Raw genomic sequence first — 23,832 nt, 5'->3', positions numbered from 1 at the left:
CCATCTCTACGGGAGGTCCCATTGTTTACACGCTGGACGAGAAGATCCGCGAATATCGCGCGCGCTGAATCGGCCGAGGCGACCGAAATGACGGACCTGTCGTGCGGGCGGGGGTGGCGGCACCTGGTCCGGGCATCGGCGGCCGCGGCGGTCGTCGCGATCGGCCTGACGCCGCTGGCGCCTCCGTCCGCCGGGGCGGAGACCGCGGCGCAGCGGACCCGGCAGAAGGCCTACGTGGTCGACTCGGGCACGAGCAAAGTGGCGGTCGTCGACGTCACCACCGACACCGTGACCATGACCATCCCGGTCGGGAGCAGCCCCAACGGGGTGGCGGTCACCCCCGACGGCACCCGCGTCTACGTCACCAACAACGGCTCGGACGACGTCTCGGTGATCAGCACGCGGACCGACACCGTCACCGCGACCGTCCCCGTCGGGAACCGTCCGTTCGCGGTCGCCGTCACGCCCGACGGCACCCGCGCCTACGTCACCAACTTCGCCTCCGACAACGTGACGGCCATCGACACGGCCACCAACACCGTGGCCGCCACCATCTCGCTCGGCGCCGGGGCCAATCCCGAAGGCGTGGCGATCACCCCCGACGGCACCCGGGCCTACGTCGCCGACACCGGCACGAACACCGTCTCCGTGATCGACACGGCCACCAACACCGTCTCCGCCACGATCCAGATCGGAGCCGGGGCCGTTCCAGTCGATGTGGCGATCACTCCCGACGGCACCCGGGCCTACGTCGCCGGCATCGGCACGGACACCGTCTCGGCGATCGACACGGCCACCGGCGTCATCATCGCCGTCATCCCCGTCGGGACCAATCCCGTCGGGCTGGCGATCAAACCGGACGGCACCCGCGTCTATGTGGCCGACAACGTTTCGAACGACGTGTCCGTGATCGACACGGCCGCCGACGCCGTCGTCGCCACCATCCCCGTCGGGACCACTCCGCTGGACGTGGCGATCACTCCGGACGGCGGCCACGCCTACGTCACCAACTTCGCCTCGAACGACGTGTCCGTGATCAACACGGCCGCCGACACCGTCATCGCCACCGTTTCGACGGGTGGCGGGAGCCGGCCCGTCGGCGTGGCGGTGGCCCGCATCACCGAGGTGATCCCTCGGCTACCCAGCAGGCCGCTGCCCCGGATCAGGACCGATGTGGTGCAGACGACGGGCGGCGAAATCCGACCGGCCCGGTTTCGCCGCAAGGACGGGGCGGCGAGTCGAACAGTGGGGGGCTCCCGACTGGAGAATCGTCTCGGGGAACGGCCGAAGGAGCAATCGATCATAGGGCGGTAATCCGTACAGAACCATCCCGAACCCGGGGCACACGAATGGCCTGGCACCCGGCGAAGATCGCAATAGCGGTCTCCGCCGGGGGTCCACGCCATGGCCTGCCGGCGCGATGGCCGTACGCCAAGGGCGAGGCGGAAGAAAAGAACAGCGCCCGCTCCTCCGGCCGGAAGGAGGCGGGCGCGTGTCCGCCGAATATGACATCTCCTGATTCACCGAAAACGGGGAGAATCAAGAGTGAGGTTGTCACAACCTAACGGTCCGGGGCCCGTCTAATCATGGAAACTGCTTACCTGTTCATAACGATCGGTCATCGGGCTCATCACGCCCGACCCGGGCGCGGACCCAGACGGGGTGGCGCCGTCGCCGGCCGGGTCCCGCACGGCAGGGCAAGATAGGGTCATGGCGGCAAAGGACGGAGACGGCTGGGTCCTGTGTTCTCGCGGGCACCGGCACTGGGGTCTGCACGGGGCGGCCGGTCTGCTCGCCGTCCACCACACGCTCGACGGCATGCCGTACGTCCTGCTGCAGAAACGCGCGTGGTGGAGCCATCACGGCGGAACCTGGGGGCTGCCGGGCGGCGCGTGCGACAGCCATGAGGACGCGATCACCGGCGCGCTGCGCGAGGCGCACGAGGAGGCCGCGCTCACGGCCGACCTCGTCCGCGTGCAGGGTCTTTACGTCGACGACCACGGCGGCTGGTCGTACCAGACCGTGATCGCCCAGGCGGACGGCCTGCTCGACGCGGAACCCGCCAACGGCGAGAGCACCGACATGCGCTGGATGTCGGCCGAGGAGGTCACCGCCCAGGAACTCCACCCCGGCTTCGCCGACACCTGGCCGAGCATCAGGACCGCGCTCAATCCGCTCGTCGTCGTCCTCGACATGGCCAACATCATCGGAGCCCGAGCCGAGCACGGCTGGTGGCGCGACCGGGCCGGGGCCACCGGCCGCCTGCTCGACGAACTGGTCCCGCTCACCTCGGGCGGGCTGCGCCGTACGCCCGAAGGGCTGCCCGGCCTGGCCCGCTGGTTCCCCCGCATCGTCGTCGTGCTTGAGGGGGCGGCCCGCGAGACCGATCCCGAGGCCGGGGACGACCGTACGATCGTGGTGCGGGCATCGGGCAGCGGCGACGACGCGATAGTGGCGGCCGTCCGCGGCAGACGGCCATGGGAGAAGGTCCTCGTGGTCACCGCCGACCGCGGGCTGCGGCAGCGGGTCATCGCGCTCGGCGCGCTTGTCGCGGGCCCCCGCTGGCTGCTCGGTCAGCTCTGAGAAGGCCGCCATACGAGAGTCCCTCCGAGAACCTGCGCAGGCGGCTCCGAGAAGACGATCGCGGACGGACGAGAGCGATAGAGATCGATCTCACAGAAAGCCTCATCGGCGGCGAGACCAGGCGCAACCCAAGGGGCTGCGGTACGCATCGGCCGCAATTGGCCGGCAGGAAAGTCGAGTCACTCAGACGGGCATCACGTCCCTCCATCTTCCGACAGAGTCACCCATGACGGGGCGAACCACCTTAAGAAGGTCCACAGAAATCATTCGAGATCGCCGGCGATCGTGAGCGAGAGACCGAGCTGGGCATAGAGCTCAAGCTGATCGAAGTAGTCGCGATACGTGATGACCAGGTCGCCCTCTATCGCGCAGGCTCCGCAGCCGCGGACGGCGATCCTGCGCCCGCTCCCGTCGAGCACCTCACCCTTCGGCAGCAGGAACGGACCGGTGTGAGTGCCGGTCATCGTCCATTCCGTGAACACGGGATCGCCGCATATGACCTTGTGCCACACCGTGATACCGAGGTCCGGAAACCCCTTGATCAGGTGCTCGAAGTACCAGGCAATCTCCCCATGCCCCTCCGCTACGCCGATCGGGCTGACCAGGACGGCGTCCGGACTGAAATATCGCAACGCCCGTTCCACATCGTGATCGTTGAGGGCACCCAGCATGAGGTCCACGAGATCTCGAGTGTCAGGCATGCGATCACCCCCTCATGCCTCCTCTTCAAAGCTATCGCGGGCCGAGCTCAACCGCCTCCCTCCCGCCTCCCCCGCGCATCACCGGTTGCACCAGCAGTACCCGCTTCCCGCCGTTCAGCACCATCCGCGTCCCGAATCTCCCGTCCCGGATCATCCGTCCCGGATCTCGCATGATCGCCGACGATGCGCCCCGGAGGAGGGGCTCCATCGGTCGCGTCTCCTCTGGGAGCACAATGAGCGACCCGGCTCCCGGAGCCGCACGCGATTGTGAAGGGCGCCGAAGCGGTGCGCGCGACGCGGCCCGCCCCGTGGGCCGGTCTCCGGTCGGCACTCGGAGCCGCCCGGGTCCGCGCGGACCCGGTACGACACTGCGGCGCTGGGCGGTGGGAACGCCGAGCGCTCAGGGACGCCGCTGGCGTGGGAGCCGCACACGGTCGTCCCGGCGGACGACCTGGTAGCCCACCTCTTCGAGGTAGCCGATGGCGGTCGTCATGTCCCGGCGGATCGCGGCCCTCAGCTGTGTCTCGTGGAATCTCCGGCGGCCCGGCTCGATTGCCCGCTGCCAGCCCGGCTTGCCGGGCACGATGCCCTCGATGACGAGAAACTCGATGACGTCTTCCAGGCACCAGCGAAACCGGCGGTGCCCTGAAGGGAAGTGAAGCCGGTGGAGGCCGCGGCCGAGGAGCTCGCCGCCCCACATTCTGAGCACCGGCGATTCGCCGTACACCTGGATGTGCGCCTCGGGATAGCCGTCGGCCTTGTCACGCTCGTAGTCGAAATGGCACAGGCAGTACTTGCCATCGGAATCCCCGTAGATGGCCACAAAGGAGGACAGGACGGTGAAGTACTCGCCTTCCGGGTCGTAGCAGAACCGGAATGACAGGTCCATCCAGACACGGACGGGACTCCCCTGCCGGAAGAGGAGGGGGAAGGGCTCGCCGGCGAAGTCGACCTTGCTCAGGCCTCGCCCGACGATGACGACGTTGCGGATTCCGGGTGCGGCGACAGCGGAGATCTTGACGTTGTCGCAGACGCTGGTGTTGAGGGTGTGCTGAACGTGCCGGCCGAATTCGTGGGCTTCCCGATAGATCTTCCGCGCATCAGTATTCGCGGACGAGGAGCCAGACCTTGCGGTGTCGGAGGGAGTCGAACCGGCGCTCTTCAGCCTGTCGAGCCAGCTCGTCATAGGTGACCCCGAGGTCGTCCAGCATCCGCCGCTTCGCGGCTTCGTACTCCTCGGCCGTCACCTCGATGACCTCCACATCGGGCTGCTCGTGTGCCACCCGCTGGAGTAGTGCCATGAGGATTTCCCTCCCGATGCTCGACAAGCCACCCGAATCCGTGTCTGACCGTCAAGATAACCCTCGACCTGCGGCAGGAACCAGTCTCACTCACGGTTCTCTTTCGATCACTCTAGGTGTTTCCCGTGGCAGGCCAACCCTACGCCGAAGTCTTGCGAGTTGTTGGGTCACAAGTCGATTAAGTTGGAACCCCTCGGTCACGGAATCCCGGCCGGACACCGGGCTCAGCGGGGCACGGCCCGGTCCGTCATCGCGTCGTACCGTCTGAACGCGGTGACGGCGAAGCCCGTGACCAGGACGAGGACCGCGCAGACCAGTCCACCGCCCGCCCAGGCCGGGACGAGACCGAACGCGGTCGCGCTCGCGCCGGCCCGCAGGTCGCCGAGACGGGGTCCTCCCGCCACCACGACCATGAACGCCCCCTGCATGCGTCCGCGCAGCTCGTCCGGGGCGTAGGTCTGCAGGATCGTCTGCCGCCACACGGCCGAGACCAGGTCGGCCGCACCGCCGACGGCCAGCAGCGCCACGATCAGCCACAGCGGCTCGGCGAACGCCGCGGCGGCCACCGTGCCCCCCCAGAGCGCGATCACGAGCGTCAGCGCCACACCCTGCCTGCGGACCCGGCCGACCCAGCCGGAGAACAGGCCCGCCACGACCGCCCCGATCGGGATTGCGGCGGAGAGCCAGCCGAAGGCGACCGCCGATCCGGCGAACCTCTCCGCCGTCATCTCGGGGAACAGCGCCCGCGGCATCGCGAACGCCATGGCGATGACGTCAACGGCGAACGACATCAGCACGATCGGCTTGGTGGCGATGTAGCTGAGTCCCTCGAAGACCGACCGCAGACCGGGCCGGGAGATCTCACCGAGCGGGTCCAGCCGCGGCAGCCGTACGGCCGCGTAGAAGCCGGCGCTGAACAGGATCGCGTCGATCAGGTACGCGGTGGCGTACCCGCCCTGTGCGAGCACGACTCCCGCCAGCAGCGGCCCGAGCACCGAGCCGATGCTGCTCACCAGGAAGTTCAGCGTGTTGGCCGAGGCGACCAACTCGGGCGGGACGAGACGCGGGATGATCGCACCGCGGGTCGCCGAGGAGATCGAGAACCCGATGGCCTGCACGGCCACGACCGCGAGGATGACGTAACCGCTCTCCCTCCCGGACCAGGCGTGGAACAGCAGGGCGAAGGTGGCGAGCCAGGCCACGACCGACCCGACGAGCAGCAGCCGGCGGCGATCCACCGCGTCGGCGACGGCCCCGCCCCACAGCCCGAAGACGACCAGGGGGACGAGGCTGACCGGACCGATCAGACCCACCCACAGCGACGACCCGGTGATCTCGAACATCTGGCCGCTGACCGCGACAGCGGTCAGCTGGAAGCCGACGAACGACACGCCCTGCCCCAGCAGCAGCCGCCGGTACGTCGGAACGCCGAGCGGCCGGGTGTCGAGAGCGAGCCGTTTCAGGCCTGTTCTGACCCCGGCCATGCAACCTCCCCGTTTTCGGGCGGCAACATTACCTGCCGCATACGGGGGACTTCGCCGGAGGTGTCCACAATCCGTGAACCGCTCGACCGGCGAGGGGTGAGGCGCGGCATCGTGATCAGCAGGCCCGCCATGGCGGACGTCGCGCCACCGGCCGGCAGCGCCCCACCCGGTCAAGACTCAGATGCCGAGTCCCATGGCTTTGATCACCTGGGTGCCGCCGCTTCATCGACCACGTGCTCGGGCTGATCCCCGGGCTCGACGAGAAGCCCGGCGAGAAGCGGCGCATGGCGGAGGCGCTGCGGGCGGCCAAGGGCCGGCCGGCGCTCATCGAGCCCGGACTCTGCGTGGCCTATCTCGAGGCCTGGCGGGAGGACACCCGCGTCTGGCGTCGCTGTCCGAACAGGCTGCCGCAGCTCGGCGATGTCGGGAAAGCCCTCTCGGAGCCGGCGCGGGGGCCGGTCACCGTGGCGGGCCCGCGCTCCTGACCCGGCGGCCGGCGCCCTGGTTTCGAACCGGTCTCCACCGGGAAGCAGAGGTCTTCGATCGTCAGTGTGCCGGGGTCGGGTATCAGGTGGTTGCATGGGCGCTTATGCTTTGCCAGAACGGGAGTGCCTGGCTTTCACCGATGTGAGTGACACCCCGGGCAGGTGAGAATGCGCTCTCCCCGTCCCGGACCTGTTCTGGACCGGCTTCGCGCCGGCTGCACGCCGGCACCGCGCTTTGGGGATGTGTTCCGTGGAGGGTGGCAGGCGGTTCGAATGGGTGGAGGTGACGATATTTCGCGCTCGGCTCCCATCGCCATGCCGTCCGGCGACGCGGCGGGCCCGTCCCACGACGGTGACCTCGCCGTGACGATCCGAACCCTCCTCGACGCCGTCCCCGGCGAGGTCGTCTGGTCCACCCCGATCAGGAACGCGGTCGGCGAGATCGTCGACTTCGTGACCAGGGCCGCAGGACCGGGGGCTCGGGACCTGCACGGCCGGGTCGGCAAGGAGCTGATCGGCGTGAGAATGCTCGACGCCTACCCGTCCGTCCGCGAAAGCCCCCTCTGGGACGGCGCGCTGCGCGTGATGGAGACCGGTGACCCGGTGGAGCTCGATCGGTACGAGCACGAGGAGAACCTCGAGGGCGTCCCACACCTCATGATCTTCAGGGTACGGCTGGCGCGGGTCGGGGGCGGCCTGCTGAGCTCCTGGGTCCGCCAGGACGACGAGGAGCGCCTCGACACCAGGCTGGCGCACACAGAACGTCTGGGGAATCTCGGCTGGACCCGCTGGGGCATCGGCGACGGCGAGGTCGAATGGTCCGACCAGCTCTATGCCATCCACCGGTTGAACCCGGCCGACGGACCGCTCGACCTGGAGCGATACCGCGCGATCGTCCATCCCGACGACGTGCCTGTCTTCGACGGCGCCCTGAGGGTGCTGGAGGAGGAGGACGGGCCGCACGAGTTCGAGTTCCGGGTCCGTGTCGGCGGCAATCCGCGTCTGATAGTGGCCAGGGCGGAGGCGAGCCGTGACTCCACCGGCCGGTTGGTCGAGGTGCACGCGGTGCTTCAGGACATCACGGACTGGCGGCGCACCGCCGACCAACTCGCCGCCGTCAGCCAGCGGCTGGAGGAGGAGTCGCAGCTCACCGCACGGCTGCAGAACATCATCCTGCCCGTGCACGACGAGCCGTTCACCGTGCCCGGCCTGCGGGTCGCGGCGCGGTACGACCCGGCCGAGACGGCTCCGCTGGGGGGCGACTGGTTCCAGGCGATCCGCATGGACGACGACGAGGCGCTGCTCGCCGTCGGCGACATCGCCGGGCACGGCCTCGCCGCCGCCTCCGCCATGGCCAAGCTCCGGCACGCGATAACCGGGCTGGCCTTCGCGCACCACGAGCCGGACCAGATCCTCGTGGCGCTGAACCGGTTGCTGCGCAGGATGCGCCCGGACGTGCTCGCCACTGCCGTCGTCGCCCACTACCGGAGCACCGACCGGGTGCTGACCTGGTGTCATGCCGGGCATCCCCCGATGCTGCTGGTCCGGGGGGACGCGGTGGAGCGGCTCCACCACCCCGGCGTACTGCTCGGCGTCTTCGACGACGTCGAGTACAGCTGTGCGAGCATCCGGCTCGATCCAGACGATCTGCTGTTGATGTTCACCGACGGCCTCATCGAGCGTCCCGGTCGCGACCTCTTCGAGGGGTTGGACGCCCTGAGCGCCACCATCACCGAGGTAGTACGGGCGGCACCGCGCGACCGGTTGTCCGCGATCATGGACGGCCTGGTGCCCAGCAACACCAGCGACGACACCTGCATTCTGGTCGCCCGCGTTACGCCGAACACCCTGGAAGTGTCTTGATGCCTGATCCGCACATCTCGACCGCCAAGACGAAGTTCGCCGCAGAGCGTGACGGCGACATCGGAGTGCTGACGCTCGACGGCACACTCGACTACACCACGCACGAACTCGTCGCCGAGTTCTTCGACGAGGCGTTCGCCGAGTACGGCCCGAACCTCGTCGTCGATCTGCTGGACGTCGACTTCCTCGATTCCCGGGCGACCGGACTGCTCATCGCCTGCTGGAAACGGGCGACGGACGAGGGCGGCCGGCTGTCACTGGTCGCGATCGAGCGAGGGGCCACCCGGGTGCTGTGGATAGCCGGACTGACGGCGCACATCCCGGTCTTCGCCACGATGGAGGAGGCGCTCGCGGGCGCCCGGGGCACCGACCGCTGAGGGACGGCCCGCGTACGGCACAGCCATCGCCGATGGGGCCGCCGAGGTAGTCGCGGGCCCTCACGGGTAATCCTCCCAGAAAGCCGTCTGGGGGGGAATGTCATGAAACGTGTCGTTTTCGGCGCGGCGACCCTGCTGGCCACCGGAGCGGTGGTGGCACGATGGCTCGCCTCACGAGGCCGCGCACCGGCCGCGGTCAGGGACCCGAGGGAGTCACTGCGCTGGCTGGGGGTCACGATCAACCTCCCGCGTGACGAGGTCATGCCGGACGGTACGCCACCGCGGCCGCTGGCCCGCCTCGACGCCGAAGTGCGGGCGGAGCGGGCCCCCGGAGATCGGGGCACCGAGCTCTACGCGCGGCCGCGCCGCGCCGTACCGACCGGTCCCATGGCCGTTCTGGCGCGACTGCGCGGCACGGATCCGCGGCAGGAGGTGCGCGAGGCGCTCCGCGACGCGAAGTCCATCCTGGAGACCGGGGAGGTGCTCCGGTCCGAGCCGGAGTCCGTACGCGTACACGGCAGGGCCTCGGCCATCCGCAAGGCGAAGACCACGCCGGCCGCGCCGAAGACCCGCACGGAGAGCGTCGGTCGGCCCGCACGGGCCGATCAGGCCGGCGAGCGTCGCCAGCCCGGCCTGCGCGACCGGGTTCTCACGCTGGCGGCCAGACGAGCACCCGGGGAGGGACGACTGTGAAGGCACTGTGCTGGCAGGGCGTCGACGAACTCACGGTCGAGCAGGTGCCCGACCCCCGGATCCTGAACGCCCAGGACGCGATCGTCAAGGTCATCGCGAGCACCACGTGCGGCTCGGACCTGCACCTGCTCGGCGGCTACATCCCGATGATGAAGTCGGGAGACGTCATCGGCCACGAGTTCCTCGGCGAGGTGGTCGAGGTCGGCTCCGACGTGCGCCGGCGCATGCCGGGAGAGCGTGTCGTGGTCTGCTCGATCATCGGCTGCGGGCGGTGCTGGCCGTGCCGGCACGACATGTGGTCACTGTGCGAGAACAGCAACCCCGCGGCGGGCATCACCGATCTCCTCTGGGGCGGCACGACCGCCGGGATATACGGCTACTCCCACGCCATGGGCGGCTTCCGTGGCAGCCACGCCGAGTACATCCGGGTTCCCTTCGCCGACCACAACGCGTTTCCGGTGCCCGACGACGTCGACGACATGGACGCGCTGTTCGCGTCCGACGCCGTGCCCACCGGCTGGATGGGCGCCGATCTCGGCGGGGTGCGGCCCGGCGACGTGGTGGCGGTCTGGGGCTGCGGCGGGGTCGGCCAGATGGCCGCGCGTGCCGCCGTACTGCTCGGCGCCGAGCGGGTCATCGCGATCGACCGCTACCCGGAACGTCTGCGCATGGTCGAACGGCAGGCCGGCTGCGAGGCGATCGACTACACCGCGACCGACGTCGACGCCGAACTGCGGGAACGCACCGGCGGCCGGGGACCGGACGTCTGCATCGAGGCCGTCGGCCTGGAGGCGGACAGCGCCGGGCCCACGCGGGTGTACGACGAGGTCAAGCAGCAGCTCCACCTGGAGCAGGACCGTCCCATCGCGGTGCGGGAGGCCGTCCACGCCTGCCGCAACGGCGGGACCGTCTTCGTGCTGGGGGTCTTCACCGGCTACGTCGACAAGTTCCCGCTCGGTGCGTTGATGAACAAGGGGCTGACGTTGCGCGGGGCGCAGCAGCACGGGCAACGGTACATCCCCATGCTGCTCGACCGGATCTCCAGGGGCGAGCTCCGGCCCGCGGAGCTGGCGACGCACACGATGACGCTGGACGACGGGCCCAGGGGCTACGACATGTTCAAGCACAAGAAGGACGGGTGCGTCCGGGTGGTGTTCCGCCCCTGAGTGCGCTGCGGGTGGGTGCGCCGAGTGGCTGAGGCGCCCCGCGGTGAACCGGCCCCGGTCGTGCATCCGGCCACCCCGCTCAGTGGGCGGGGTGGCCGGTCAACCGATGGAACGGACGGCTGGGGCGGCCAGCCGTTCCGCCTCTTCATGCAGTGCCTCGACCAGGAGGAGCTCCAGCCGGAATTCCTCATCCACGAGGCCGTCCAGGACGTCCATCCGGGCCTCCCTGTTTCCAAGACGTCCGGTGCCGGGGAGCGGTTCACCCGCAATGGGAGAAATCGGTTACCCGTCCAGCTCCGGGAAGCCCGCCCCCAGGGAGACAGGACCCAGATATCTAGGACATCTTGCCCTTGATCTCGTCGATGGTCCTGTCGGCCTTCTCGCGGGTCTCGTGCGCCTTGTCCCCGACCCACTTGCCGGCGTCGGCCGCGGTGTCCCGCATGCTCTCCCGGGTATCGCGCATGCTCTCCCGGGTGTCCCGCACGTCCTCGCGCATGGTGTCACTCCAGCGCTGGGCGTTGTTGCGGTACATCACCACGCCGACGGCGCCGATCGCCGCACCCGTGCACAGCGCCGCGATGGGCCAGCGACGCCGGGTCTTCCTGGCCGCCGACACATCGATCCGTCTGGCCAGTTCGGCGAGGAATGCGCTCACGATGGGGGCGATCTGCTCCTCCACCGACTGTGCCGCCTGGTCGAGCTTCGGCGCCGCCCACAGCCGGGCGTCCTCGATGCGGTTCACCGCCAGGTCACGCGCGCTGCCCGCCATCGGGGTCATCCGGACACCGGCCTTCCTGGCCCGGCTCCTTATCCGGCCCGGCCACGACCGCGGAACCATCATCTCGGCGCGCCGCCCTTTCCTCATTGTCAGGGACACGATCCACCTCCCCTATAGATGGGCCCCGTGACGACCCCCTTCCCGCAGGGTCGTGCCTCAATCAGGACCGGCCCTCGAAGGCATGCTGGATACCCTGTTGACCGGACAACTAACGCCAAGACATAAGGGGGCGGCCCTCGTGGCTGACAACCTCATCGCCAATCTCCGTACCAACCACGGCACAATCCGGATCCAGCTGTTCCCGAACAAGGCGCCGAAGACCGTGCGCAACTTCGTCGAACTCGCCGAGGGCACCCGGGAGTGGACGCATCCGGAGACCGGGGTCAAGTCCAAGGACAAGCTGTACAACGGGACGATCTTCCACCGGGTCATCAACGGCTTCATGATCCAGGGCGGCGACCCGCTCGGGCAGGGCATCGGAGGCCCGGGCTACAGCTTCGACGACGAGATCCACCCCGAGAACCAGTTCGACCGCCCCTACCTGCTCGCCATGGCCAACGCGGGCAAGCGGCTCGGCAAGGGCACCAACGGCTCGCAGTTCTTCATCACCGTGTCCCGGACGCCGCACCTCAACCAGGGTCACACGATCTTCGGTGAGGTGATCGAGGGCACCGAGGTCGTCGACGCGATCGCCAAGACCCCGACCGGCAGGAACGACCGCCCGGTCAACGACGTCGTCCTCGAAGAGGTCACCATCGAGCGCTCCTGAGCGCACGCCTCGCCCGGCCCGCCCGTGTCCCGTTCCGGCGGCGCGGCGTACGGACCTCGTCCCGCGCCCGAGAACGAGCCGGGCGGCCGGGGCGTCGCTATAGGCTGGCGGGCAGTGGACCCGCGTCTACTCCCGGAAGGACCAGATGAGCGCCCCGCCGCCGAGCCCGCCGCCCCCACCGCCGAACGTTCCGTCCCCCGGGGCCGAGGCCGTACCGACCTGCTATCGGCACCCCGACCGCGAGACCTACGTCCGCTGCCAGCGCTGCGAGCGGCCGATCTGTCCCGACTGCATGCGCGAGGCGGCGGTCGGCCATCAGTGCGTCGAGTGCGTCCGTGAGGGCAATCGCGATGTACGGCGCACGCGGGCGGTCTTCGGCGGCGCCGCCGTCGTCACGCCCCGGGTGACCTGGGCGCTGCTCACCGTCAACGTGCTGGCCTACGGCGCCGAGATCCTCGCCCGGGACGAGGTTCTCGCGCGCTTCCAGATGTGGTCGCCCGGCGTCTACTACGGTCAGTGGTGGCGCTTGATCACGAGCGCGTTCCTGCACGCGCCGCCGCCGTCGTTCTGGCACATCCTGTTCAACATGTGGGCACTCTTCGTGATCGGCCCGGAGCTGGAGCGGCGGCTGGGCTCGGTGCGCTTCGGCATGCTCTACCTGCTGTCCGCCCTGGGCGGCTCGGTCGCCGTCTACCTGTTCGGCATAGCGGCGGTCGGGGCCTCCGGCGCGATCTACGGCCTGTTCGGCGCGCTGTTCGTCGTGGCACGCAGGCTCGGTTACGACGCGCGCGGCGTCCTGTGGCTGATCGGCATCAACGTCGTGATCACCTTCGTCGTGCCCGGCATCAGCTGGCAGGGCCACCTCGGCGGCCTGGTCATCGGCACGTTGCTCGCCGCGGCTTTCGCCTACGCGCCGGCACGGAACCGGACCGCCGTCCAGTTCGGATCGGCGGCCGCCGTACTGTTCGTCCTGATCTTTATCGTCGCCTCGCTGCCACCGTACGCGGTCCTGTCCGTCACCGGCTGAAATCAGCCCTGCCCACAGGCTGTGGATAAAGCCTGTGGAAAGTTTTCATCCGGTGCCGGGCGAGATCAGCGCCACTTGGTGGACAGCACCACGCCGACGATGATGAGGCCGAACCCGACCAGCAGGTTCCAGTTCTGCAGCGTCACGATGCCCGGCAGATCGGGTGCGATGTAGTAGACCGCGATCCACATGACGCCCACGATCCAGCAGGTGACCATGAGGGGGGCGAGCCAGCGGGGGCTCACCTGGACCGTCTGCGCCTTCTGCGGCGGAGTGTAGACGGCTTTCTTCCGAGTCTTCGACTTGGGCACGGGACTATCTCCTGGTCGGCACCCGCGCGGACGTGCGGGCTCTGGGTAACAGCGTAGTCGCTCTTGCGATGAAGTCCCGAGCAAGGATAGTCGGCACAGCCGTGCGGCGGCGATCCCTTGTTTCCGATTCGCGTAGCCTGTAGGCCATAATCCATCTTCTGTCGCGGTGGGATATGGCAGCGGTTCGTGTGCTCGTTGTGGACAACCACGACAGTTTCGTCCACACGATCGTGCAGTATCTGCGGGAGCTGGGCGCCGACTGCGACGTCCGGTCCCGCGATCACGTCACGGTCGACGACGCGACCGGATTCGGCGGCGTCCTCGTCTCCCCAGGTCCCGGCACTCCCGAGGCGTCTGGGGTGAGCCTCTCGCTCGTACGGCACTGCGCCGGACGCGGGCTGCCGCTGCTCGGCGTCTGCCTGGGCCACCAGGCGATCGCGGTCGCCTACGGCGCCACGGTCGCCCGGGCCCCCGAGCTCATGCACGGCCGGACCAGCCCGATCACCCATGACGGCCGGGGCGTCTTCCGGTCCATCCCGTCACCGGTCACCATGACCCGGTATCACTCGCTCGCCGTCGTCCCCGGCACCGTACCGGACGTCCTCGAGGTCAGCGCCACCACGCCGGACGGCGTGATCATGGGCCTGCGGCACCGTACGGCGCCCATCGAGGGGATCCAGTTCCACCCCGAATCCGTCGTGTCCGAACACGGCCACCGTCTTCTCGGCAACTGGCTCGCCCAGATCGTGTAACGTCCGGCGCCCCCAGGACGACAACCGAATGAGGGCCTCCGCCATTGCCCCCGAGTGGCGGAGGCCCTCTTCGCGCGCGGAAGGGGCCGCCGCCCCGTCCCGGCGTCGCCGCGGCCGTGATCCGCATGTCGGAGAAGGAGCCGTCGTACGGCGAGAGCCGTGACCGGCGGCGTCATGTCGCTTCCGGTCACGGCTCCCGTGACAGTCGTCTTATCGCACTGCTCTTATCGCCACTGCGGGCCCGGTCAGTTGCCGAACGGGTTGTCGCCGTCCGGGAGCTCGATGCCGCCGTCGTCGCCGGGGTCGCCCATGTCGCCGCCCGGATCGCCGCCGGTGCCCGGGTCGTCCGTCGGGAACCAGTCGCTCGGCTGCTCGTCCGGCATCTGCTGCTGCTCGGGTCCGGTCGAGACGGTCAGGGTGATCGTGGTTCCCGGCTGGACCTTGCTCCCCGGCGTCGGGCTCTGGTCGACCACGTTGCCCTTCGCCACCTCGTTGCTCGCCCGCTCCACGGTCTTGACCTTGAACCCGGCCCCTTCGAGCTGACTCTTCGCGTCCTCGGCGGTCAGGCCGAGCACGCTCGGGACCTCCTGCATCGCCTTGGGCACGTAGAGGCGGACGGCGGAGCCCTTGGGGACCTCCTTGCCCGCCTTGGGGTTGATGTCGTAGACCTTGTCCTCCGGCTTGCCCGGGGCGACCTTCGACACGATGCTGACCTTGAGGCCCATGTTCTCCAGTTGCGCCCTGGCCTCGTCGGGTGACAGACCGACGAGTCCGTCCGGGATGGTGACGGTCTCCTCACCCTTGGACAGGACGACGGTGACCGTGCTCTTCGGCTCGACCTCGTCGCCGGCGGGCGGATCGGTGCTGACCACCGAGTTCTTGGGCACGTCGCCGCTGAACTCGGGCTCGCCGTACGCGACCTGGAGGTCCGCGGCCTTGATCGCCTTCTCCGCCGCCTCCTTCGTCAGGTTGGTGACCTCCGGCACCTTGACCTTGTTGGCGGCGGAGGAACCACCCGAGCTGAGCAGGGCGTAGCCCGCGCCGATGAATCCGCCGATGACGAGCAGCGGGATCAGGATCCACGCGGCGGTCTTCAGCGCCGTGTTGCTCTTCCTCCCGCCGCGCCGCCGCCCGTCGTAGCGGCCGCCGCCCCGCTCCTCCTCGCCGTACTCGTAGGCGGGGATGGCCCGGGTGCCCTGGGCCGGCGGGCCGCCGGCCGAGGTCATCATCTGCGTGCGGTCGGGCGCTCCGCCGTAGGAGTTGAAGTTGTTGGCCATGGCCATCGTCTGCGGATCCACCGGCATGCCGGACATCGCCCGCTGGATGTCCGCCCGCATCTCGGCCGCGCTCTGGTAGCGCTGGAGCGGGTCCTTGGCCATGGCCTTCAGCACGATCGCGTCGGCCCACATGGGAATCTCGGGGTCGATCCGCGACGGCGGGATCGGATCCTCCCGGACGTGCTGGTAGGCGATCGCCACGGGAGAGTCGCCGGTGAACGGCGGCTGGCCGGTCAGCAGCTCGTACAGCACACAGCCGGTCGAGTAGATGTCGCTGCGCGCGTCGACGCGCTCGCCACGCGCCTGCTCGGGCGACAGGTACTGCGCCGTACCGATCACCTGGGCGGTCTGCGTCATCGTCGCAGCGGAGTCGGCCATGGCCCGGGCGATGCCGAAGTCCATGACTTTGACCTCGCCGTTCACGGTGAGCATGATGTTGGCGGGCTTGATGTCCCGGTGGACGATGCCGCCGCGATGGCTGTAGTCGAGTGCACGCAGGATGCCGTCGGTCAACTCCGTCGCCCGCTCCGGCAGCAGCCGCCGGTCCGACCGCAGCAGGTCGCGCAGGGTCCGCCCGTCCACGAACTCCATCACGATGTACGGCACCGGCGTACCGTCCATCATGTCCTCGCCGGTGTCGTAGACCGCGATGATCGAGGGATGGTTCAGTGAGGCCGCCGACTGGGCCTCTCGGCGGAAACGTGCCTGAAAGGTGTGATCTCGGGCGAGGTCCGAGCGAAGCGTCTTAATCGCGACAATTCGGTCCAGCCGGATGTCCCGGGCTCGATACACCTCGGCCATACCGCCACGTCCGACGACGCCGTCGAGTTCGTAGCGTCCGCCGAGCAGTCGTGGCTGAGTCATTTCCTGCACTGTCCCTTGCCGTTCATCTTGGGGTGCCGCCGGTGTCCATCATCGGCCCTTATTCTCACGAGCCCACCTCATCCGGGGGTCCCGTTTCGGTCGGGCTGACCGAGGGGGCCGGAGTTTCACTGGGCGCGGGGGTCGGGGTGGGCGTCGGAGAAGGGGTAGGGGACGAAGACGGAGCCGGCGAGGGCTGCTGGGTGGGTGGTGCCGACGTGCTTACGGTAGCTGACGGAACGGCGCTCGGCTCGGCCGACGCCACCGGAGTAACCGGATGGGTCGTCTTCGGTGTCGTCGGCCGGGTGGCCGGAATGGTCGCCCGTGCCGAGGGCGAGAACGAGGGCGACGGCTCGACCGGGGACCGGCTCGGCGTCGCCACCGGGACCGTCGGCGTCTCGGGCCGGGAGGTGCTGAGCGCCAGCACTCCGCCGACGGCCACCGCCGCCACACAGCCCGCCGCGGCCCCGATCACCATCACCCGGCGCCGGCGTCCGGCCCCGTCCCGCACCGCTCGCCCCGCCGCCGGACGCGGACGATCGGCCATGGACGCCGTATGCGGGGCCGTGGGCCTCATCTCGGCCGGTCTGCCCGGTATGACCGGTGTCTGAGCCGCAGCCGTACGGGCGTCCCGCCTCGGGAAGCCGTCCGGGTCGGTCAGCGTGTGCAGGGCGGTGGCCGTACCCGCCGGCACCTCACGCAGGGCCGCGACGCGGTTCATCAGGTCCGGACCGCTGGCGGGCCGCAGGCCGGGCTGCTTGGCCAGCATGTCGAGGACGAGCGCGCGCACCGGATGCGGCACGGCCGCGGGAAGCGGCGGCGGCGGCTCGTTGATGTGCTTGATCGCGAGCGCGACCTGGGTCTCGGCCGCGAACGGGGGGCGGCCCGCCAGGCACTCATAGGCGACGACGCCCAGCGAGTAGATGTCGGAGGCCGGCGTGAGCGAGCCGCCCGACGCCTGCTCGGGGCTGATGTACTGCGCCGTGCCGAGCACGATCCCGGTCCGGGTCAGCGGCGCCGCCTCCAGGGCGCGGGCGATGCCGAAGTCGGTGATCTTCACCTGCCCGGCCTCGGTGACGAGCAGGTTGCCCGGCTTGATGTCGCGGTGGATGACCCCGGCCCGGTGCGCGGCGTAAAGCCCCCTGGCGGTCTGCTCGACCACGTCGAGCGCGACCTGCGGGTCGAGCGCCCCGTGCCGGGTCAGGATCGCCGACAGCGGCTCACCTATCACCAGTTCCATGACGAGGTAGGCGTCGCCGTTCGACTCCCCGTAGTCGAAGACCTGGGCGATGCCGGGGTCGGCCAGCCCCGCCGTGATCCGCGCCTCGGCGCGGAACCTCTCACGGAACGACGGATCGGCCGCGACATGGCTGCGCAGCAGCTTCACCGCGACCTCACGGCCCAGCAGCTCGTCGACCGCCCGCCAGACCTCTCCCATCCCACCGGCGGCGATCGGAGAGGTAAGGCGGTAACGTCCGTTGAGCATCGAGTCCGCTGAGGTCACCGGCCGAGCACCGCCTGCATGACGTCACGCGCGATGGGTGCGGCGATCACACCGCCGGTGGCGTCGTTCCCCGCGCTGCCGGCCTCGATGAAGACCGCCACGGCGACCTGCGGGTCGTCGTCCGCGTCGAACGCGATGAACCAGGCGTGCGAGGGCTTGTTCTTCTCCGTCTCCGCCGTGCCCGTCTTGCCCGCGATGGTGACGCCGGGAACCTGGGCCCTGTTTCCTGTGCCGCTCTGGACCACGTTGATCATCATCTTGGTCAGCTCGGCGGCGACCTCGGGGCTGACCGCCTCGCTCAGCTCCTTGGGCCGGGTGACGTCGATCTCGCTGCCGTCCGGCCCGAGGATCTTGTTCACCAGGTACGGCTTCATGACCGTGCCCCCGTTGGCGATGCCCGCGGCCACCATGGCCATCTGCAGCGGCGTCATCTGGTTGCTGCGCTGGCCGATCGAGGTCATGGCCAGCGCGGCCTTGTCCTCCTCGGGGCCGATGTCGCTCGGCTGCACCACCAGCGGGATCTCCAGGGGCTTGCCGATGCCGAACCGCTCGGCCTGCTCCTTCATCTTGTCGTAGCCGAGATCCATGCCCATCTGGGCGAAGGGCGTGTTGCACGAGATCGTCAGCGCCGCGAGCAGCGTCGCACGGCCACCACAGGACTCACCGTGGTAGTTGCGCAGCTGGAGATTGGTCCCCGGCAGCGGCAGCGCGTCCGGCGCGTCGAGCATCGTGTTCTCATCCCGCGAGCCGTCGTCCTCCAGGTAGGCGGCGGCCGTGACGGCCTTGAAGGTGGAGCCGGGCGCGTAGGTCAGATCGATGGCCCGGTTGAGCAGCGGCTTGTCCTTGTCCTTGTCCAGCTTCCGGTAGGCCTCGTTGACCTTCGACTTGTCCGCCAGGGCGAGTGGGTTCGGGTCGTACGACGGCACGGAGACCATGGTGAGGATCGCCCCGGTCTTCGGGTTCAGCGCCACGACGGCACCCCGCTTGCCGGTGTTCGCCAGGTCCTTGTAGGCGATCTTCTGCGCCTCGGCGTTGAGGGTCAGGTCGACACTGGCGCCCTTGGCCGGTTTTCCGCTGATCAGGTCGACGGCGCGGCGTACGACCATGTCCGGGTGGCTGCCGTCGAGGTAGCGGCCCTCGGCGCCCTCGATGCCGGACGAGCTCTCCGGCGCGAAGAACCCGACGACGTGCGCGAACGGCTTGCCCTCCGGATATTCACGGGCGAAGCGGAACGTGCTGTCCCCGGTGTCGACGGTCTTGGCCAGCGTGACCTTCCCGTCGTTCGCGGTGATCCATCCGCGGTCGACGCTGTAGCGGGCGTAGAAGGCCCGCACGTTGCGCGGATCCTTGCGCAGCCCCTCGGCCTTCACCGCACCCAGATAGGTCACGTTGGCCATGAGCAGGCCGAACATGAGCAGGCAGGCCGCCGCGATCCGCTTGAGCGGGCCGTTCATCGCTGCATCACCTGGGTGAGTCCCTCGTCCTGGATCGCCTGTGGCGGGGGGCGTCTGGCCGCGTCGGACATCCGTACCAGCAACGCGATCAGTATCCAGTTGGCCAGCAGCGCCGACCCGCCGGCCGACATGAACGGCGTCACCAGACCGGTCAGCGGGATCAGCCGCGTCACGCCGCCGACGATGATGAACAGCTGCCAGGCCAGGATGAACGACAGCCCGCCCGCCAGCAGCTTGGAGAACGGGTCACGGGAGGCCAGGGCCGTACGCAGCCCTCGCTCGACGATCAGCGCGTACACCATGAGCAGGGCCATCAGGCCGGTGAGGCCCAGCTCCTCCCCCGTGGCCGCGAAGATGAAGTCCGAGAAGGAGAACGGGATCCGGCGCGGGTGCCCCATGCCGAGCCCGGTGCCGAGGACGCCACCGGAGCCCATGGCGAACAGGCCCTCCATGAGCTGGTAGCTGACCCCGTCGAAGTACAGGTCGTTCGACTCGGCGTCCAGCCAGCCGCGGAAGCGGACCTGGACGTGGCTGAAGACCTGCCCGGCCAGGATCGCGCCGCCGACGAAGAGCAGGACCCCGATGAACACCCACGAGGTGCGCTGGGTCGCGATGTAGAGCATCGCGATGAACGTGCCGAACAGCAGCAGCGACGTCCCGAGGTCCTTCTCCAGGATGAGGACGACGATGCTCACCGCCCAGGTGATGAGCACGGGGCCGAGGTCGCGGGCGCGCGGGAGATCGATGAACAGCAGCCGGCGCCCGGCCAGGGCCAGCACGTCTCGCTTGGCGACGAGGTAGCCGGCGAAGAAGACCACGAGGGCGAGCTTGGCGAACTCACCCGGCTGGATGGAGAAGCCGCCGATGTGGATCCAGATGCGGGAGCCGTTGATCTCGGTGCCGAGGAGCGGCAGCACCGGCAGCACGAGCAGCACGAGGCCGACGAAGCCCGCGGTGTACGTGAAGCGCTGCAGGACACGGTGGTCCTTCAGCACGATCACGGTCGCGGCGAACATCACGACGCCGAGCGCCGTCCACATGAGCTGGTTGGTGGCGTTCGCGCCGTCCTGGCCGGTCTGCTCGATCCGGTAGATCATGACCAGTCCGAGGCCGTTGACCAGCGTCACGAGGGGAAGCAGAAGGGGGTCGGCCCACGGAGCGAACTTCGCGAGCACCAGGTAGGCGGCGAGCATCAGCCCGCCGAGGCCGAGGCCGTACGTGAGCATGCCCGACGGGATCTCGCCGTCGATTCCGAGGCCGACGCTCGCGTAGGCGCCCATCACGATGAGCACGGCGAAGGCGAGCATCCCGAGCTGGGCGCCGCGCCGTTTCGCGGTCATCGGTACGGGCGTGGCTTCGACAGCACTCACGGACCGGACCTCGCGGAGGTCGGGGTCGTCGCGACGTCCTGGTCGGCGGTGTTACGTCCGGGGGTGTCGTCCTGTCCGAGGGTGTCCTGCTCCCCGGCGTTCTGCTTGGCGCCGTCAGAGGAGCCGAAGCTCTTTATCCGGGCGATGCCCGCCTTGAGGTCGTCCACGGGGATGCCGCTGCGCACCTGGTCCTGGAGCACGGGGGCGAGGGCGGAGACGCGGGCGTGCCGCTCGGTGTAGGCGACCTTCTTGAACGAGACCGATCCGAGTTCCACGTCGACGCCCTGGAAGACCACCAGCTCGTCTCCGCTGGCGCCGACGTAGTACTGATTCTGGGTCCACTGGTAACCGAAGTAGCCGCCGCCGCCCACCACGGCGGCGGCGACCACGACCGCCGTGGCCGGCCGCAGCCAGGACCGGCGCTTCCCCGAGCCGCTTCCCCTGGACCGCCGTGCGGAGGATCTGCTCCCCCGCACGGGTTCTTCGTCGATGTCCTCGTCCGTGATCACGGGCTGCGGCGCGGTGGCGGACAGCGCCCCCGGGGTGGGTTCGCTTTCCATCGAGGCCGGCCCGAACCCCCGGCCGGAACCCGCCGCGCCCACGATCGCGGCGGCGGCGGCAGGCGGCGGCGCGTCGCCCACGTCGATCACATCCGCGACCACGCAGGTGATGTTGTCCGGTCCGCCGCCCCGGTTGGCGAGGTCGATGAGCTGCCGCACGACGTCTTCGGGGTCTTCGACCGTCGTGAGGGTGTGGTGCAGGGTCTCGGCGCTCACGACCGTGGACAGGCCATCGGAGCAGAGCAGGTACCGGTCGCCCACCTGGGCCTCCCGGTCCTGCAGGTCGGGGTCGACCTCGCCGCTCCCGTCGAGCGCCCGGAGCAGAATCGAGCGTTGCGGGTGGTTGGCCGCCTCCTCCTGGGTGATGCGGCCGTCGTCCACCAGGGACTGGACGAGTGTGTGGTCGTGCGTGATCTGGAAGAGTTCGTCGCCACGCAGCATGTACGCGCGGGAGTCCCCCACGTGGACGAGCGCGAAACGGGAACCCTGCCAGAGCATCGCGGTGAGGGTGGTGCCCATGCCCTTGAGGGTCGGGTCCCGGGCCACCATCGCATGTAGCTGATGGTTGGCGTCCCGGACCGCCGCCTCGATGTCGCCGAGCAGGTCACCGCCGAAGGCGTCCCCGTGATCCGCGCCGCGGTCCAGGGACGATATTGCGGCGATGGCGACCGAGCTGGCCACCTCGCCGTGGGCATGCCCGCCCATGCCGTCGGCGACGGCGAGCAGGCGGCCGCTGGCATACGCCGAGTCCTCGTTCCCCTCACGGAGGAGACCGACGTCCGAGCGAGCGGCGTAGCGGAGTGCGATTGTCATTTGCGCAATTCGATGACGGTTTTGCCGATGCGGATCGGAACTCCGAGGGGCACCGGGGTCGGGCGGGTCACTTTAGAGCGTTCAAGGTACGTGCCGTTGGTCGATCCGAGATCTTCAAGGATCCACTGGCCGTCTTGGGGAAACAACCGGGCGTGCCGGCTGGAGGCGTAGTCGTCGCTGAGGACCAGCGTGGCGTCGTTCGCCCGGCCTATGGTGATGGGCATCTCCGTAAGGTTGATGATGGTCCCTTGCAGGGGACCACCGGTGACGATCAGTTGACGGGGTTCGCCCTTCTTCTGTTTGGGCTTCGGTATGGCTCTGGCCTGCTTGGCCGGCTTCCGTGCGGACGCGGGAGCCGTACGCGGGCCGAACAGGTCTGTCCGGATGACGCCGACCGCGGCAATCACGAAGAACCACAGCAACGCCAGGAAGGCGAGCCGGATCAGCAGCAGCGTTAGCTCGGACATGGACCGCTTGTCTACCTCTAATCTCGCCGGAACACCAGAGTCGTTCGACCCAGTGTCACCCTCGTCCCGTCCTGCATTTCGATCCTGCGGATCGGCTGGCCGTTGACGAAGGTACCGTTCGTGGACCCCAGGTCGACGAGCACAACCTGCTGCCCCTCCACCCTTAACTCCGCATGATGCCGTGACACGCCCGGATCCACGAGCCGAAGATCGCAATCGGTACCGCGCCCGAGCAGAGTCACCGGCGTGGTCAGCTCATAGGACCGCTGCCCCTGCGGATCATCCTGGGTGGAGACCAGCAGGCGAGGGCGCCCCACGAACGCGCTCGGCCGGCTCGCGGGCAGGTCGCTCACCGGCTGGCGGATCTCGTCCTGCTCGACCGTCGCCCCCCGGATGACGCCCGACCGGATCCGGAACAGTCCGACCGCGAGATCGTCGGCGGTCTCGAACCGCACTCGGACCGGTCCCACGAACGAGTATCCCTGCTCCTTCGCGTACTCCCGGGCAAGGTTCGCCAACTCGTGACTCAGGCTGTCGGCGTACACCTCCAGCCGCTCACTGTCGGTGATCGAGAGCTCCACCACGAAGTCGTTAGGCACGAGCGTGCGACCCTGAGCGACGATCGCGGCCCGCTCGTCCATCTCCCTCTGTACGGCGCTGGCCACCTCGACCGGCTGGAGATCAGACTTGAACGCGCGCGCAAAGGCCCCTTCAACCAACCCTTCGAGCCTTCGCTCGAAGCGCTGAAGGACTCCCACCGGATACCTCCCTCCACTCACTGTTGGTCGCGACCGCTCCGGTGCCGCCTAAGTCATGTTCTGACAAATGCTGCCCGTCGCCGACGTCCCTTAGGAAGGATCGTATCCGGGTTCGGTAGCACGGGCGGTTACGTGCTAACCTTTCCACGCAACCCAGCGACTGGGGAGCGACCGCGACGGGCAAGTGGCGGAATGGCAGACGCGCACGGTTCAGGTCCGTGTGTCCGAGAGGACGTGGGGGTTCAACTCCCCCCTTGCCCACCAGAAGGTAGCCTCGTACGGGATCGGAAGCAGGACTTCCCCCCGCGGGGCTTTCTCTTTTTCTCCCCAGAACCCGGCTGCCCCCTTGACTGCGCGTGATCTTGCAGTTTCTCGCAGAGATGGCCTCCCACCTGCCCTCTCACCTTCCGTGATCTTGCAGAAATGCGCGGTTCAGGTAGCCGAGCTGCGGAAATACCGATTGTGATCTTGCAATTGA

General features: G+C 69.0%; 23 protein-coding genes and 1 tRNA gene. 11 read left to right on the top strand and 13 right to left on the bottom strand.

What is annotated here, in order from left to right:
- The first annotated feature begins 87 nt into the window (after positions 1-87).
- The gene (locus ACQP1K_RS01425; RefSeq protein ID WP_433499049.1) at positions 88-1,314 is read left to right on the top strand and encodes a beta-propeller fold lactonase family protein; all 1,227 of its coding nucleotides are present in this window, start codon (positions 88-90) and stop codon (positions 1,312-1,314) included.
- Positions 1,315-1,710: 396 nt separating this feature from the next.
- On the top strand, positions 1,711-2,583 hold the full coding sequence (locus ACQP1K_RS01420; RefSeq protein WP_433499048.1) for an NUDIX hydrolase: 873 nt from the start codon (positions 1,711-1,713) through the stop codon (positions 2,581-2,583).
- A gap of 263 nt (positions 2,584-2,846) precedes the next feature.
- Here the strand turns inward: ACQP1K_RS01420 and ACQP1K_RS01415 are convergent, their stop codons facing one another.
- From ACQP1K_RS01415 to ACQP1K_RS01400, 4 genes are all read right to left on the bottom strand, one after another.
- Positions 2,847-3,284 (bottom strand): ester cyclase, encoded by a 438-nt coding sequence (locus tag ACQP1K_RS01415; RefSeq protein WP_433499047.1) that lies wholly within the window; start codon positions 3,282-3,284, stop codon positions 2,847-2,849.
- Between the two features lie 400 nt (positions 3,285-3,684).
- Positions 3,685-4,173, bottom strand: coding sequence for a hypothetical protein (locus ACQP1K_RS01410; RefSeq protein ID WP_433499046.1), 489 nt, complete (start codon positions 4,171-4,173; stop codon positions 3,685-3,687).
- Between the two features lie 211 nt (positions 4,174-4,384).
- The gene (locus ACQP1K_RS01405) at positions 4,385-4,585 is read right to left on the bottom strand and encodes a hypothetical protein (protein ID WP_433499045.1); all 201 of its coding nucleotides are present in this window, start codon (positions 4,583-4,585) and stop codon (positions 4,385-4,387) included.
- A 224-nt stretch (positions 4,586-4,809) separates the two neighbouring features.
- A complete protein-coding gene (locus ACQP1K_RS01400; protein ID WP_433499044.1) occupies positions 4,810-6,069 on the bottom strand; it encodes an MFS transporter in 1,260 nt (419 codons plus the stop codon).
- Between the two features lie 233 nt (positions 6,070-6,302).
- Between ACQP1K_RS01400 and ACQP1K_RS01395 the strand changes: the two genes are divergently transcribed.
- From ACQP1K_RS01395 to ACQP1K_RS01375, 5 genes are all read left to right on the top strand, one after another.
- Complete coding sequence (locus ACQP1K_RS01395; protein ID WP_433499043.1) at positions 6,303-6,554, top strand: hypothetical protein; 252 nt, start codon at positions 6,303-6,305, stop codon at positions 6,552-6,554.
- A 363-nt stretch (positions 6,555-6,917) separates the two neighbouring features.
- Positions 6,918-8,417 carry a PP2C family protein-serine/threonine phosphatase gene (locus ACQP1K_RS01390; RefSeq protein ID WP_433499042.1) on the top strand — a complete coding sequence of 500 codons (1,500 nt, stop codon included), beginning with the start codon at positions 6,918-6,920 and terminating at the stop codon, positions 8,415-8,417.
- Positions 8,417-8,794 (top strand): STAS domain-containing protein, encoded by a 378-nt coding sequence (locus ACQP1K_RS01385; RefSeq protein ID WP_433499041.1) that lies wholly within the window; start codon positions 8,417-8,419, stop codon positions 8,792-8,794. The genes ACQP1K_RS01390 and ACQP1K_RS01385 overlap by 1 nt, the downstream gene beginning before the upstream one ends.
- A 102-nt stretch (positions 8,795-8,896) precedes the next feature.
- A complete protein-coding gene (locus ACQP1K_RS01380; protein ID WP_433499040.1) occupies positions 8,897-9,487 on the top strand; it encodes a hypothetical protein in 591 nt (196 codons plus the stop codon).
- Positions 9,484-10,653, top strand: coding sequence for a zinc-dependent alcohol dehydrogenase (locus ACQP1K_RS01375; protein WP_433499039.1), 1,170 nt, complete (start codon positions 9,484-9,486; stop codon positions 10,651-10,653). The genes ACQP1K_RS01380 and ACQP1K_RS01375 overlap by 4 nt, the downstream gene beginning before the upstream one ends.
- Positions 10,654-10,987: 334 nt before the next feature.
- On the opposite strand, the gene ACQP1K_RS01370 is transcribed toward ACQP1K_RS01375, so the two are convergent.
- On the bottom strand, positions 10,988-11,530 hold the full coding sequence (locus tag ACQP1K_RS01370) for a hypothetical protein (protein ID WP_433499038.1): 543 nt from the start codon (positions 11,528-11,530) through the stop codon (positions 10,988-10,990).
- 139 nt (positions 11,531-11,669) lie between these two features.
- On the opposite strand from ACQP1K_RS01370, the gene ACQP1K_RS01365 reads away from it, so the two are divergent.
- Both ACQP1K_RS01365 and ACQP1K_RS01360 read left to right on the top strand, forming a co-directional pair.
- Positions 11,670-12,200 (top strand): peptidylprolyl isomerase, encoded by a 531-nt coding sequence (locus ACQP1K_RS01365; protein WP_433499037.1) that lies wholly within the window; start codon positions 11,670-11,672, stop codon positions 12,198-12,200.
- A gap of 145 nt (positions 12,201-12,345) precedes the next feature.
- Entirely contained in the window at positions 12,346-13,227 is an 882-nt protein-coding gene (locus ACQP1K_RS01360) for a rhomboid family intramembrane serine protease (RefSeq protein WP_433499036.1), read from the top strand.
- Positions 13,228-13,292: 65 nt separating this feature from the next.
- Here the strand turns inward: ACQP1K_RS01360 and ACQP1K_RS01355 are convergent, their stop codons facing one another.
- On the bottom strand, positions 13,293-13,538 hold the full coding sequence (locus ACQP1K_RS01355) for a cell division protein CrgA (RefSeq protein ID WP_433499035.1): 246 nt from the start codon (positions 13,536-13,538) through the stop codon (positions 13,293-13,295).
- Positions 13,539-13,711: 173 nt separating this feature from the next.
- On the opposite strand from ACQP1K_RS01355, the gene ACQP1K_RS01350 reads away from it, so the two are divergent.
- Positions 13,712-14,290, top strand: coding sequence for an anthranilate synthase component II (locus ACQP1K_RS01350; RefSeq protein ID WP_433499034.1), 579 nt, complete (start codon positions 13,712-13,714; stop codon positions 14,288-14,290).
- 245 nt (positions 14,291-14,535) lie between these two features.
- Here the strand turns inward: ACQP1K_RS01350 and pknB are convergent, their stop codons facing one another.
- The 7 genes from pknB to ACQP1K_RS01315 all read right to left on the bottom strand — a co-directional run bounded on the left by pknB (position 14,536) and on the right by ACQP1K_RS01315 (position 23,354).
- Complete coding sequence (gene pknB / locus ACQP1K_RS01345; RefSeq protein ID WP_433499033.1) at positions 14,536-16,431, bottom strand: Stk1 family PASTA domain-containing Ser/Thr kinase; 1,896 nt, start codon at positions 16,429-16,431, stop codon at positions 14,536-14,538.
- 64 nt (positions 16,432-16,495) lie between these two features.
- Positions 16,496-17,932 carry a protein kinase domain-containing protein gene (locus ACQP1K_RS01340; RefSeq protein ID WP_433499032.1) on the bottom strand — a complete coding sequence of 479 codons (1,437 nt, stop codon included), beginning with the start codon at positions 17,930-17,932 and terminating at the stop codon, positions 16,496-16,498.
- A complete protein-coding gene (locus tag ACQP1K_RS01335) occupies positions 17,929-19,386 on the bottom strand; it encodes a peptidoglycan D,D-transpeptidase FtsI family protein (protein ID WP_433499031.1) in 1,458 nt (485 codons plus the stop codon). The genes ACQP1K_RS01340 and ACQP1K_RS01335 overlap by 4 nt, the downstream gene beginning before the upstream one ends.
- Positions 19,383-20,726 (bottom strand): FtsW/RodA/SpoVE family cell cycle protein, encoded by a 1,344-nt coding sequence (locus tag ACQP1K_RS01330; RefSeq protein ID WP_433501457.1) that lies wholly within the window; start codon positions 20,724-20,726, stop codon positions 19,383-19,385. Before ACQP1K_RS01330 ends, ACQP1K_RS01335 begins: the two co-directional genes overlap by 4 nt.
- Positions 20,727-20,752: 26 nt before the next feature.
- Complete coding sequence (locus ACQP1K_RS01325) at positions 20,753-22,129, bottom strand: PP2C family protein-serine/threonine phosphatase (RefSeq protein ID WP_433499030.1); 1,377 nt, start codon at positions 22,127-22,129, stop codon at positions 20,753-20,755.
- Entirely contained in the window at positions 22,126-22,596 is a 471-nt protein-coding gene (locus tag ACQP1K_RS01320; protein ID WP_433499029.1) for an FHA domain-containing protein FhaB/FipA, read from the bottom strand. The genes ACQP1K_RS01325 and ACQP1K_RS01320 overlap by 4 nt, the downstream gene beginning before the upstream one ends.
- 17 nt (positions 22,597-22,613) lie before the next feature.
- On the bottom strand, positions 22,614-23,354 hold the full coding sequence (locus ACQP1K_RS01315) for an FhaA domain-containing protein (protein WP_055480910.1): 741 nt from the start codon (positions 23,352-23,354) through the stop codon (positions 22,614-22,616).
- 178 nt (positions 23,355-23,532) lie between these two features.
- Here ACQP1K_RS01315 and ACQP1K_RS01310 point away from each other — a divergent pair.
- Positions 23,533-23,618 (top strand) — tRNA-Leu (locus tag ACQP1K_RS01310).
- Positions 23,619-23,832 lie beyond the last annotated feature (214 nt).

The organism is Sphaerimonospora sp. CA-214678 (assembly GCF_050942215.1).
Taxonomy (GTDB): domain Bacteria; phylum Actinomycetota; class Actinomycetes; order Streptosporangiales; family Streptosporangiaceae; genus Sphaerimonospora.
This window is presented reverse-complemented; position numbering and strand designations above follow the sequence as displayed.